The organism is Roseovarius tolerans (genome assembly GCF_900109855.1).
Lineage (GTDB): Bacteria > Pseudomonadota > Alphaproteobacteria > Rhodobacterales > Rhodobacteraceae > Roseovarius > Roseovarius tolerans.
This window is the reverse complement of sequence record NZ_FOBO01000004.1, coordinates 239,894-251,728: the sequence shown is the minus strand read 5'-3', so window position 1 is coordinate 251,728 and position 11,835 is coordinate 239,894. Positions and strand designations below refer to the sequence as shown.

At 63.6% G+C, this 11,835-nt stretch carries 12 protein-coding genes; 9 read left to right on the top strand and 3 right to left on the bottom strand.

The genetic code is table 11. The annotated features are described in order from the left end of the window. Nucleotides 1–10: 10 nt before the first annotated feature. Entirely contained in the window at nucleotides 11–1,426 is a 1,416-nt protein-coding gene (locus BMX04_RS05910) for a hypothetical protein (protein WP_074785410.1), read from the bottom strand. Nucleotides 1,427–1,648: 222 nt separating this feature from the next. Here BMX04_RS05910 and BMX04_RS05905 point away from each other — a divergent pair, with 222 nt between their 5' ends. Beyond that, nucleotides 1,649–2,827: a glycosyltransferase family 4 protein gene (locus BMX04_RS05905; protein WP_074785409.1), complete on the top strand. Its 1,179-nt coding sequence runs from the start codon at nucleotides 1,649–1,651 to the stop codon at nucleotides 2,825–2,827. Here BMX04_RS05905 and BMX04_RS05900 read toward each other — a convergent pair. Further along, the gene (locus BMX04_RS05900; RefSeq protein WP_244888486.1) at nucleotides 2,807–3,496 is read right to left on the bottom strand and encodes a sugar transferase; all 690 of its coding nucleotides are present in this window, start codon (nucleotides 3,494–3,496) and stop codon (nucleotides 2,807–2,809) included. The genes BMX04_RS05905 and BMX04_RS05900 overlap by 21 nt on opposite strands. A gap of 885 nt (nucleotides 3,497–4,381) precedes the next feature. Further along, nucleotides 4,382–5,248: a branched-chain amino acid aminotransferase gene (locus BMX04_RS05895; RefSeq protein ID WP_050663957.1), complete on the bottom strand. Its 867-nt coding sequence runs from the start codon at nucleotides 5,246–5,248 to the stop codon at nucleotides 4,382–4,384. 165 nt (nucleotides 5,249–5,413) lie between these two features. Here BMX04_RS05895 and BMX04_RS05890 point away from each other — a divergent pair, with 165 nt between their 5' ends. The 8 genes from BMX04_RS05890 to BMX04_RS05860 all read left to right on the top strand — a co-directional run bounded on the left by BMX04_RS05890 (nucleotide 5,414) and on the right by BMX04_RS05860 (nucleotide 11,792). Then, nucleotides 5,414–5,911, top strand: a complete 498-nt coding sequence (locus BMX04_RS05890) for a MarR family winged helix-turn-helix transcriptional regulator (protein ID WP_074785408.1) — start codon at nucleotides 5,414–5,416, stop codon at nucleotides 5,909–5,911. Continuing rightward, nucleotides 5,908–6,609 carry a response regulator gene (locus BMX04_RS05885; RefSeq protein ID WP_074785407.1) on the top strand — a complete coding sequence of 234 codons (702 nt, stop codon included), beginning with the start codon at nucleotides 5,908–5,910 and terminating at the stop codon, nucleotides 6,607–6,609. Before BMX04_RS05890 ends, BMX04_RS05885 begins: the two co-directional genes overlap by 4 nt. A 155-nt stretch (nucleotides 6,610–6,764) precedes the next feature. Continuing rightward, nucleotides 6,765–7,259 carry a hypothetical protein gene (locus tag BMX04_RS05880; protein ID WP_175477330.1) on the top strand — a complete coding sequence of 165 codons (495 nt, stop codon included), beginning with the start codon at nucleotides 6,765–6,767 and terminating at the stop codon, nucleotides 7,257–7,259. Between the two features lie 104 nt (nucleotides 7,260–7,363). Beyond that, on the top strand, nucleotides 7,364–7,498 hold the full coding sequence (locus BMX04_RS19745; RefSeq protein WP_276325612.1) for a hypothetical protein: 135 nt from the start codon (nucleotides 7,364–7,366) through the stop codon (nucleotides 7,496–7,498). A 56-nt stretch (nucleotides 7,499–7,554) separates the two neighbouring features. Continuing rightward, nucleotides 7,555–8,955 (top strand): 3-isopropylmalate dehydratase large subunit, encoded by a 1,401-nt coding sequence (gene leuC / locus BMX04_RS05875; protein ID WP_074785406.1) that lies wholly within the window; start codon nucleotides 7,555–7,557, stop codon nucleotides 8,953–8,955. After that, entirely contained in the window at nucleotides 8,955–9,560 is a 606-nt protein-coding gene (gene leuD, locus BMX04_RS05870) for a 3-isopropylmalate dehydratase small subunit (RefSeq protein WP_074785405.1), read from the top strand. The genes leuC and leuD overlap by 1 nt, the downstream gene beginning before the upstream one ends. 334 nt (nucleotides 9,561–9,894) lie before the next feature. After that, entirely contained in the window at nucleotides 9,895–10,740 is an 846-nt protein-coding gene (locus BMX04_RS05865; RefSeq protein WP_074785404.1) for a hypothetical protein, read from the top strand. Continuing rightward, the gene (locus BMX04_RS05860; protein WP_074785440.1) at nucleotides 10,737–11,792 is read left to right on the top strand and encodes an endonuclease/exonuclease/phosphatase family protein; all 1,056 of its coding nucleotides are present in this window, start codon (nucleotides 10,737–10,739) and stop codon (nucleotides 11,790–11,792) included. Before BMX04_RS05865 ends, BMX04_RS05860 begins: the two co-directional genes overlap by 4 nt. The last annotated feature ends 43 nt before the right edge of the window (nucleotides 11,793–11,835 follow it).

Here is an 11,835-nt window from a genome sequence, read left to right as displayed (position 1 = left end):
CGGCCTCTCCTCACATGATCGGCCGCCAGCCAAGGCTGCGCGACCCTGCCGCAGGCGCTGTTCGTTCACCGGGGGCCAGCGCCCCGCGCCGTGCCGCCTCGGCCAGACCCAGCACCGCCCCCGCAAAGAGCCACGTGATCGGCGTGAGCGTCGCATTCGGCAGCATGTCGATCATGTTGACCGCCAGCAACAACGCAACCGGGCCGATCAGCCGCACATAAGCCGCATCGGGCAGATACCGTCCGTTGACCCACAACAGCAGCACCGGCAGCGCGATCAGCCCGAATTCGGCCAGATAACCGACCCATCCGAGACTGCCGATCACGATGATCCAGCGTCCATCGGCCACGGTCTGAATCACCCCGCTCACCGGATCGAGGATATGGTTGCGCCCCCAGCTGCCCCAGCCGAAAAGCGGCTTTTCCAGTGCGCGCTCCATCAGGATATCCTCGTTCTCGAAGCGAAAGCCCAGCGACCCGGCCCGCTCACCGCTGAACTTGGCGGCCTGTTCCATCATCCAGTCGACAGGGATAAGCCCGGCGCCCTTCAGCACCGGATAGGCCACCGCAACCACGGCCATGATACCCGCGATGCGGATCTGCGTGCGCGTCGGCAGGAACAGGGCCAGCGGCGCAAGGTAAATCCCGTAGATCAACGAGCCCAGCGATTTGCACAGCACCAGCACCACGCCCATGTACCCCGCCGCAACCAGCAGCAGCACCCGCCGCCGCGCATCCGCCTCGCGCGCCAGCGCGATGGCACAGGTCATCGCCATCATCGCAAAGAACGCCACCCACAGCCCGTGATACATGAACACGATGGGCCGGAACCCGCCCTGCCGCATCATCTGACCGAAATCATGCTGGAAATAGCCATAGACCCAAGTGTTGAGCTGCGGCGACAGCCGCACCTCCAGCAGCATCGGCAGCGAATAGATCAGCCCGCCCAGCACGACAGCGATCACCAGTTCACGCAGGCCCTGCGGGCTTGCCAGATGCTGCCGCGCCATCAGGAACGGCAACAGCAGGATGAACTGCAACAACACCTGCGCCACCATATCCTTGAGCCCGAGCGCCGGCAGGGCGACAGAGCCGAAGAACACCGGCTCCATGTTGGTCAGCACCGTGGCCACCGGGCAGAACACGAAGATCAGCACCAGCCCTCGCGCCAGCCATCCCTCGGGCAAGAGCGGCGCACGTCGCCCGCACACGACAAGACAGATCAGAAAGGTCGCGACACTCGGCAGCGACTCCTTGGTCAGCGGCGGCATCAACGGAAAATCGAATGCGGCAGGCGGCGGCGGCAGGAACAGGTAGGCCCCCAGAAGCGACCAGATCAGCGCACGCTCGATCGGCCAGCGGCGAAACATCACCAGCGTGACAAGCGGCCAGACCGCCAGCATCAGATAGGCCAAGGCATTGGGCATGACGCGCCGGGCACCCCTGTGATCTTACGTCGTTGAGCCGTCCCTGCGCGACCCATGGGATTGAGGCCCGCCCCCGGCAGGGTTGATTTGAGGGACAGTCTATGCTCCAACGACGCCTGATATCAACAAATTCAACAGTCTAAAGACCGATTTCGCCGGTGCGATGCATCAATACCGCCTCACAGCGACGATTGTTACCATAGCAAGAGGATCGCTCGACATATGGGCCAGGACCGCCCCCTGAAAATCGCCTATCTCTGCGATCAGCCCCCGGAAGACCGCTTCACCTATTCCGGCGGCAATCAACGGATCTGTGGGGCATTGCGCGATCACGTCGGCGAGGTCACGGTGCTCAGTTCCGGCTGGCACGCGGCACAACCGGTTCGGGCGATGATCGAGGCAATGCCCGACCGGATCACCATGCGGGCCGATTGGCGGGCGCATCTGGCCCTCGCGCGGATCATCGCGCGCGGCGTGCGGCGCGAATTGGCCGAGGACCAGTATGACGTCCTGTTCTGCGCCTACAGCTTTCAGTCGCTCATGGGGCTGAACCTGCCCTACCCGATGCTGCGCGTTTTCAGTTCCGACGCCACCCCGACAGCCTACAAACGCTCCGAGGTGGGGCAGGAATTCGGCTCTTACCTGCGGCTCGCGCGCATGCTCGACCCGTTGATCCTGCGCGCCGAACGGCGGGTGTTTCGCCGCTGCGATCATTTGTTCTGGCCCAGCGCATGGCTGAAATCAGAGGCGGACGCGCTCTACGGCCTCTCTCCAACGGCCTCGCATCTGGTGCCATGGGGTGCCAATATCGACGATCCGGGCACAGCCGCCCCGGTGCCGATCAGCGCCGACGCACCACTGCGCCTGTTGTTGCTGGGGCGCGACTGGCATGCCAAGGGCGGTCCGATCGCGTTTGACACCATGCAGGCCCTGCGCGCACGCGGTCTCGATGCGCGCCTGACGGTCATCGGATGCACTCCGCCCGATCACCACCGCAACGCCCATGTCACGGTGCACGCGCATCTCGACAAGGGCAAGCCGGACGAGCGCCGGACCCTCCTGCACCATCTCGACACGGCGCATTTCATGGTCATGCCGTCCTACGAATCCTATGGTTTCGCCTTTTGCGAGGCCTCGGCCCATGGGCTGCCATCGCTCTGCCTGCGCGTGGGCGGGGTTCCGGTGCGCAATGGCGTCAACGGTCACGCCCTGCCCCCCGAGGCCACGGTCGCCGATTTCGCCGCCTGCATCGCGCGCTATGTCGATGATCCCGACGGCTACGCGAAACTGCGCCACAGCAGCCGCCGCGAATACACGACCCGCCTCAACTGGAAATCCTGGGGAAAAACGGTGCGCGCGCAGCTTCTCGCGGCGCGCGCCTCAGCTACCGGTGCCGCGTAACACAACGCTGAATGTGCGCAGTATCACACGCAGGTCTGTCGCGAATGACAGGTCCCGGAAATACTGCGCGTCGAACTGCGCGCGCTCGGCAAAACTGCTCTCGTTGCGCACCGAAATCTGCCAGAACCCGGTGATCCCCGGGCGCATCGCGTAATAGGCCACACCGGGATAGAGCGCCTTCTGCGAGGGCATCATCGGCCGCGGGCCGACGATCGACATATCCCCCATCAGCACATTCCAAAGCTGCGGCAGCTCATCAAGAGAGGATTTTCGGATGATCCTACCGATCCGGGTGATCCGCGGATCATGGCGCAGTTTCTGGTTTACCTTCCACTCCGCGCGCCGCGCGGGGTTGGCCTCCAGATAGGATTGCAAACGCGCCTCTGCATCGACAACCATGCTGCGCAGCTTGAGCATGCGAAAGATGCGGCCATGCCGCCCGACGCGCTGCTGCACAAAGAACGGCGACTTGCCGTCGCGCATGATCAACAGGCACAGCACACCCACCGTCAGCAACACCGGCGGCGCCGCAAGAAGCACGATGGCGATGTCCAGAACCCGCTTCAGACGATCCGCATAGAGCAGGCGGCCCCTTGGCGGGATCGGGATACGATCACTGAAGTTTCCGGCATTTGGGCGCGTACTGGCCCACATAATATCAAAAGGCATGGCAGCTTCTCCCCAGAAGCACTTGATTTCCGCACTCGTCACGTCCCCGAACCGTTACTCACCGAAGATCGAGAGTTCAGGCCCCCCGTCTCCCGATACGCCGGAGAGCCCGGCGCACCTGTCTCAATCAAGCCCGAATTGTGGCAATAACCGCGCTACATTCGGGCGATGCAAGAACACACGTATTCCGCATCCGAGCGCATATGACGTAACGTCACTCCTTCGCCAAATACCCTTGCCGCATTGATGCCCCCACATCCCAGCAAACGAATTTTTATAGGCTCCGAGGAGACTTAATCAGGATGACGCTTGCTACGAGCCAAGTCAAGAAGAGGTATATTTTACACGCATTGGTTGCAATGCCCCTCTGAATCGAGATCACCACGGGCTTTCGCCCGGGCGCGCCGTGCCAGAAAATCACCATATTTCGAGCAGGGTTTCTCGCAATATCGGATCAAGGTTTCGCCGCATTCTCACCACAACCGCCGCCCCCATCCGTGCACGGTCTGTGCGGACTCGCGCAGCAAACGCGCCGCACTGTTGCTGCACAGGAAACAAAATTCACGAAACCGTGAGATTGACGAGGGCCAACGGCGGAAAAGTGCTCGACCTCCCGCAAAACAGCCGCGCCGACCAAATCTATTGTTGCGCAAGCGAGAACACCCGTGCCGCACCCGTCGCACCACAGGTGCCTCGCGCAAACGCCAGACGCACTGACCCGCAACAGGCCACAATTTCGACACGTTTAAGTAAAGCGCCACCAGAGGGTCACTTTATCCCGCACGGCCCACCATTGCCCGGACACCCCCGAATCGCAGGCCCGAGAAACGCGAAAACCGCCCGGCGGATCGCCGGACGGCCCTGCTCTCGTCCCGGTGCAAAAGGTCAGGCGCGCACCAGCGCCTCGTAAGCCTCCGAGATGTCACGCGTCATCGCACCCACCTCGAAACTGTAATCCCCGATCTGCCCCACCGGCGTCACCTCGGCGGCAGAACCGGTCAGCCAGCACTGCTCGAACCCCTCCAGTTCTTCGGGCATGATGTGGCGCTCATGCACCTTGACCTGACGATCCTTGAGCATGCCGATCACCGTCTGCCGGGTCAGCCCGTTCAGGATCGCGTCGGCCAGCGGCGTATGCACCTCGCCGTCCTTGACGAAAAAGATGTTGGCCCCCGTCGCCTCGGCCACGTAGCCGCGATAATCGAGGAACATCGCGTCGGAACAGCCCTTGGCCTCGGCGGCGTGCTTGGACATGGTGCAGATCATGTAGAGCCCCGCCGCCTTGGCCGCGACCGGGATCGTCTCGGGGCTCGGGCGCTTCCACTTGGCGATATCGAGCTTCGCGCCCTTGGTCTTGGCGTCGCCGTAATAGCTGCCCCACTCCCAGGCCGTCACCGCCATGCGGATCGGGTTGCGCGCGGCGGCGACGCCCATGTCCTCGCCCGCGCCGCGAAACGCCAGCACCCGCAGATAGGCATTGCTCAGCCCGTTGGCCTCCAGCACCTCGCGCTTGGCGGCCTCGATCTCGTCCACCGTGTAGGGGATCGGCATATCCATCAGCTCGCCCGATTTCAGCAGCCGTTCGGAATGGGCGCGGCTCTTGAACACCTTGCCGTCATAGCAGCGCTCGCCCTCGAAGACCGAGCTTGCGTAATGCAGCGCATGGGTCAGGATATGCACATTGGCATCGCGCCACTCGACCAGCTTGCCATCCATCCAGATCTTGCCATCGCGATCACCATAGCCAGACATCTTCCGTCTCCTTTGCGCATCTTTTGCATTTGTTGCGCCCAATACGTCCACTCCGGACATAAAATTGCGCTAAAACTGCGATTCGCTACCAGTTTGCCCTTGGAATGTCAATAAAGCTGACTTAATGTGAAATCGAGGCGCGTGATTTGTGAACGGAGCGGTGGCATGGCCGAATTACAGGGCGGCGAGAACCTGCTTTTCCTGACTGACGAACAGTTGCGTCAGGGGATTGAGGCGATGTTCTTTGCCTATCAGGGCTTTACCGCCGACCCGGATCGCATCCTCGCCACCATGGCCTATGGCCGGGCGCATCACCGCGCGGTCCACTTCATCGCCCGCAGCCCCGGCACCACGGTCAACAACCTGCTCGCCACCCTCGGCGTGACCAAACAGTCGCTCAATCGCGTGCTGCGTACCCTGATCGAGGACGGTCTGGTCCAGAGCCGCGTCGGCACCACCGACAAGCGCGAACGTCACCTCTACCTGACCGAGGACGGGGCAGCCCTCGAACGCAAGCTGTCGGATGCGCAGCGCGCGCGCATGCGCGCCGCCTATCGCGCCGCCGGTCCGCAATCGGTTGCGGGCTTTCGCCGCGTGCTCGAGGCGATGATGGACCCCGACATGCGCCGCCGCTATCACGCCATACGGGAGAGTGACACATGAGCGAGCCAGCGCCGCATCTTCTGATCGTCGACGATGACGAGCGCATTCGCGACCTCTTGCGCAAATTTCTCATCCGCAACGGGTTTCTCGTGTCGGTCGCTCGCGACGCGGCCCACGCGCGCCGCCTTCTCGTCGGGCTCGACTTCGACCTGCTGGTGATGGACGTCATGATGCCCGGCGAAAGCGGCGTGGAACTGACCCGCGCGATCCGCGAAACCCATGACACACCGATCCTGCTGCTGACCGCGCGCGGCGAAACCCCCGACCGCATCGAAGGGCTGGAGGCCGGGGCCGACGACTACCTGCCGAAACCGTTCGAGCCCAAGGAACTGCTGCTGCGGATCAACGCCATCCTGCGCCGCATGCCCGAGCCGGAACCCGAACCGACCCAGCCCAAGATCGTGCAGATGGGGCCGGTGCGCTACGATATCGAGCGCGCCGAACTCAGCCGCGCAGGCGCGCCCATCCGCCTGACCGCGACCGAGGTGCAACTGATGCGGATCTTCGCCGAGAACCTGCGCCAGGCGGTCAGCCGGGCGCGACTGGTCGAGGATCTGGGCCGCGATGGCGGTCAGGCGCAGGAGCGCGCCGTCGATGTGCAGATCACCCGCCTGCGCCGCAAGATCGAATCCGATCCCAAACAACCGCGCTACCTGCAAACCGTGCGCGGCGAGGGCTACATGCTCGCCCCCGACTAGGCGCACACACATGCGCAGATCACGATATGTGCACGTATATTTGACCCTCTGAAACCAAAGACTCGTTGAGTGGTTACATGTGGCATGTGACTTTCCCGCCAGCCGGTCCCGCCCCCTGTGGTCCGGCACTGGATGAGTTGCAGGAGAGATGCAAAATGACTTTCACCAAATACCTTGCCGCATGTGCCGCCGCCCTGCTGATGACGGGCCCCGCCCTCGCCGCCCCGGTCGCGGTCAGCACGGTTCTGGACCCGCAGGAACAGATGCGCTTCGAGATGGGCGACGGATCGAAACATTTCGTCCTTGCCGTGCGCCGCGAGGGCGTCTCGGAAGGCGACGGCGTGCTCGCCGGGGCCAATGTCACCGAATTCGGCTGGCATGACATCAACCCGCCGCACGCCGGCGACCCGCAGGGCTATCTGCGCTTCACGGCTGAGAACGGCGATGTGGCGATCATCAAGTTCACCGTCCGCGCCGTCTTCATGAAGGGCGAGGACAAGCCCGTGCTGCATGACGACGGCTTTTGGGAGCTGGTCAACGGCACCGGCCAATTCGCAGGCCTGCGCGGTGTCGGCCATCTCAAGATCGAACCGGCGGGCGGACCCAAGCGGATGTTCACGCTAACCGGGGAAATCGCCGACGCCCCCTGAGACCGGGCGGGGCATGGGGGCGCTGCCCCCGTCGCCCGATGGGCGACTCCCCCGGAATATTTCGGGCAAGATGAAACGGGGGCGCGGCCGTGCCTCCGTTTTGCATGGCGCCCCCTCTTGATAGAGCCGCCACGGCGCTGTATCTGCGGTGCATGACACGGATTTTCGACATGGATGATCGCGCCCGCCTGCCCTGGCGGTTTTTCGGGGCGATGCGCAGCATAACCGCGCGGGCCTGAGCCGCGCGCGCAACCGTCATATCTGAAGTAGCCACCAGCAAAACGGGAGAGGACGCATGTCCCCCAAGACACTCTATGACAAGATCTGGGATGCCCATCTCGCCCACGAGGCCGAGGACGGCACCTGCCTTCTTTATATCGACCGTCACCTCGTGCACGAGGTCACCAGCCCGCAGGCCTTCGAGGGTCTGCGTATGGCAAACCGCACCGTGCGCGCGCCCGACAAGACCATCGCCGTGCCTGATCACAACGTGCCCACCACGCCTGACCGGGTGCATGGGATCGAGAACCCCGAAAGCCGCATCCAGGTCGAGGCACTCGACAAGAACGCCGAGGATTTCGGCATTCACTATTACCCGGTGAACGATGTCCGCCAGGGCATCGTGCATATCGTCGGCCCCGAACAGGGTTGGACCTTGCCGGGCATGACCGTGGTCTGCGGCGACAGCCACACCGCCACGCATGGGGCCTTCGGTGCGCTCGCGCATGGCATCGGCACCTCGGAGGTCGAGCATGTGCTGGCCACCCAGACCCTGATCCAGACCAAATCGAAGAACATGAAGGTCGAGATCACCGGCAAGCTGGCCCCCGGCGTCACCGCCAAGGACATCACGCTTTCGGTCATTGGCGCCACCGGCACCGCCGGCGGCACCGGCTACGTGATCGAATATTGCGGCGAGGCGATCCGCGACCTGAGCATGGAGGGCCGCATGACGGTCTGCAACATGGCGATCGAGGGTGGCGCGCGCGCCGGTCTGATCGCCCCGGACGACAAGACCTTTGCCTATGTGCAGGGCCGCCCGCACGCCCCCAAGGGCGCGCAATGGGAGGCCGCCCTCAATTGGTGGAAAACGCTCTATTCCGACGATGACGCGCATTGGGACAAGGTCGTGACCCTCAAGGGCGAGGAAATCGCGCCGGTCGTCACATGGGGCACCAGCCCCGAAGACGTGCTGCCGATCAACGCCGAGGTCCCCGATCCCTCCAGCTTCGCCGGTGGCAAGGTCGATGCCGTGAAACGCGCGCTCGACTACATGGGTCTCAAGCCGGGGCAAAAGCTGAGCGAGGTCGAGATCGACACCGTCTTCATCGGCTCCTGCACCAATGGCCGCATCGAAGACCTGCGCGCTGCCGCCGAAATCCTGAAAGGCAAGAAGATCGCGGTGAAACGCGCCATGATCGTGCCGGGCTCCGGCCTCGTGCGCGCCCAGGCCGAGGAAGAGGGGCTCGCCGACATCTTCAAGGAGGCAGGATTCGAATGGCGCCTTGCGGGCTGCTCCATGTGCCTCGCCATGAACCCCGATCAGCTCAGCCCCGGCGAGCGTTGCGCGGCCACCTCGAACCGCAATTTCGAGGGCCGTCAGGGCCGCGGCGGCCGCACCCACCTGATGAGCCCCGCCATGGCTGCGGCGGCAGCCGTGACCGGTCGGCTGACCGATATTCGGGAGATGATGTAATGGAAAAGTTCGAAAAACTCAGCGGCATTGCCGCGCCCCTGCCGCTGATCAATGTCGATACCGACATGATCATCCCCAAGCAATTCCTCAAGACGATCAAGCGGTCGGGACTGGGCATCAATCTCTTCGACGAGATGCGCTATGACGATGACGGCAACGAGATCCCCGATTTCGTCCTCAACAAGCCGCAATACCGCGACGCGCAGATCCTTGTCGCGGGCGATAATTTCGGCTGCGGCTCCAGCCGCGAGCACGCCCCCTGGGCGATCAAGGATTTCGGCATCCGCTGCGTGATCGCGCCCTCCTATGCAGACATCTTCTACAACAACTGCTTCAAGAACGGCATCCTGCCCATCGCCCTGCCGCAAGACCAGGTCGACGTGCTGATGAAAGAGGCCGAGAAAGGCGCCAATGCCCGCATCGAAGTCGATCTCGAGGCGCAGACCGTCTCAACCTCGGACGGCGAAGTGTTCGCCTTCGAGGTGGACGCCTTCAAGAAGCACTGCCTTCTCGAAGGCCTCGACGATATCGGCCTGACGCTGGCCAAGGCCGACGCCATCGACGTCTTTGAGGCGCGCGCGGCACAAGCACGCCCCTGGGTCTGAGCCCCGGATATCGCAAACATCAAAAACGCCGCGACACCGCTCGCGGCGTTTTTCATTGGTCGGCGCCCCTGTGCCTCACTCCGCCCGGACCACAAGATGGAGTGGTTACATGAGGTTATGCCGCAAAGTTGACGTAACTATGATGTAATCCTGCACCAGTCACTCCTTCAATTCGCCCAATATCTTTCGTCTGATTCACCAAAGTCTTGTGATCAACTGCGAAAGTAGGCAAAAATTGGGCGGAAATGAGGCACCCCGCCATAATATGCGGGATCAAGTTGGACCAGGGACGCGGCGACGCATCGCGACCGACCAAGTTGAAAGGGAACGGGCATTGTTCTCACAAATCCCCGGCGCGCTCGCGCGGGCCATACTGATCTCATTGCTGGTGGCGACACCGGCCCTTCTGATGCCGTCCACACCACCGGACACTGCGCAGATCGTGATCGTGTTGTCCTTCATCGCCGGGTTCATGACCTTCATCGAATATTACGGCGAATATCCCAGCATCATCGAGTTCCGCTTTGCGCCGCCGTTCAACCGGATCAAGTTCTTCTCGCTCGCGCTGATCCTCATTACCCTGTCGCTGATCCTGCGCGGCCAGAACGATCCGACGGTCTGGACCGTTCTGATCACGCATTTCGCCCACGGATTGGGCGAAGCGGTGGATTTCCCCTACTCCCCGGTGCGCCTTGTGGTGCTGATGATGCCCGCCGATGCCGATGCGGCCCTGATCGAAATGGTGCGCATGGCGGCGGGCGTGGCCTATACCGTGTCGCTGGGGATGATCCTGGTCTTTCTCACGCTGGTGCGTCTGCTGGGCTGGCCCGCCCGGTCGGGAGCCTTCAACGTCTGGATCAACCTGCCGCTTTTCGATCCCACGGGCGGCGGCGATGTGCTGCACCGGCTGCGCCGGGATGCCGGTCTTAACGTCGTGTTAGGATCTTTGCTGCCATTCTTGATCCCGGCCGCCGTGAGCGCGGCTTCGAGCCTGGTCGATCCGATCTCGATCGCGCATCCGCAAACCCTGATCTGGACGATGACAGCATGGGCCTTTCTTCCTGCCAGCATGTTGATCCGCGGCATCGCGATGAGCCGCATCGCCGACATGATCGAGGACAAGCGCCGCCGCGCCTATGCCGCCGACGATCTCGGGGGCAACGGGTTGCAACGCGCCTGATCGCGCTCTGCCTTGCGCTGCTCTGCCTTGGCTGCCCCGCCACCGCCGACAGCCTGCGCCTCGCCACCTGGAATGTCGAATTGGAACGTCGGGGGCCCGGCCTTCTGCTCCGCGATATCCTGCGCGAGGACGACCCGCAGATCACCGCCATCGCCGCGGTGATCGCGGCCCTCTCCCCCGACATCTTGCTCCTGCAGGAGGTCGATCATGACCATGACCTGCACGCGCTGCGCGCCCTGCGCGACCGGCTGGCACAGGACGGCCCGCACTATCCGCACATCCTTGCGCTGCGCCCCAATAGCGGCATGCATACCGGGCACGACATGGATGGCAACGGGCGCTGCTGCGACGCGCGCGACGCGCAGGGCTACGGCGCGTTTTCCGGTCAGGGCGGCATGGCGCTCCTGTCGCGCCTGCCCATCGACCAAGACGCCGTGCGCGATTTCAGCGATCTTTTGTGGCGCGACCTGCCCGGCGCGCTGCTACCAACGCATGACGATGGCACCGCCTTCCCCTCCCCCGAGACGCAGGCGGTGCAGCGCCTCTCCTATACCGGCCATTGGGTGGTGCCACTGATGCTGCCCTCGGGGCCGCTTCATCTCCTCGCCTTTCACGCCACGCCGCCGGTCTTCGACGGACCCGAGGACGCCAACGGGCGGCGCAACCACGACGAAATCCGCTTTTGGCAGGTGTTTCTCGACGGGGCCTACGGCCCGCCTCCGCAGGCGCGCTTCGTGCTGATGGGCGACACCAATCTCGACCCGGATGACAGCGACGGACGGCAGGGCGCAATCCGCGCCCTGCTCGCCGACCCACGCCTGCAAGACCCGCGTCCGATGCGCCCCGGCCCGGTCGCACCCACACCCGACAAATCCGGCGATCCGCGCCTGCACACGGTCGACTGGCCAGATCCCGGCCCCGGCAGCTTGCGCGTCTCCTACATCCTGCCGTCGCGCGACCTGCACATCCTAGACGCAGGCATCCACTGGCCCGAGGACAGCGCCACGGCCAGCCGTCACCGGCTCGTCTGGGTCGATCTGACACTGCCCTGATACTGCCCTGAGCATGCGCTTTCTTGACCCCGCCACGCCTTGG

What these genes read in the sequence shown, in the direction of transcription:
- BMX04_RS05895 (WP_050663957.1), bottom strand. Translation starts at nt 5,248, where the DNA reads ATGTCTGGCTATGGTGATCGCGATGGCAAGATCTGGATGGATGGCAAG.
- BMX04_RS19745 (WP_276325612.1), top strand. Translation starts at nt 7,364, where the DNA reads ATGGCGCCCCCTCTTGATAGAGCCGCCACGGCGCTGTATCTGCGGTGC.
- leuC (WP_074785406.1), top strand. Translation starts at nt 7,555, where the DNA reads ATGTCCCCCAAGACACTCTATGACAAGATCTGGGATGCCCATCTCGCC.
- BMX04_RS05910 (WP_074785410.1), bottom strand. Translation starts at nt 1,426, where the DNA reads ATGCCCAATGCCTTGGCCTATCTGATGCTGGCGGTCTGGCCGCTTGTC.
- BMX04_RS05885 (WP_074785407.1), top strand. Translation starts at nt 5,908, where the DNA reads ATGAGCGAGCCAGCGCCGCATCTTCTGATCGTCGACGATGACGAGCGC.
- BMX04_RS05900 (WP_244888486.1), bottom strand. Translation starts at nt 3,496, where the DNA reads ATGCCTTTTGATATTATGTGGGCCAGTACGCGCCCAAATGCCGGAAAC.
- leuD (WP_074785405.1), top strand. Translation starts at nt 8,955, where the DNA reads ATGGAAAAGTTCGAAAAACTCAGCGGCATTGCCGCGCCCCTGCCGCTG.
- BMX04_RS05905 (WP_074785409.1), top strand. Translation starts at nt 1,649, where the DNA reads ATGGGCCAGGACCGCCCCCTGAAAATCGCCTATCTCTGCGATCAGCCC.
- BMX04_RS05890 (WP_074785408.1), top strand. Translation starts at nt 5,414, where the DNA reads ATGGCCGAATTACAGGGCGGCGAGAACCTGCTTTTCCTGACTGACGAA.
- BMX04_RS05880 (WP_175477330.1), top strand. Translation starts at nt 6,765, where the DNA reads ATGACTTTCACCAAATACCTTGCCGCATGTGCCGCCGCCCTGCTGATG.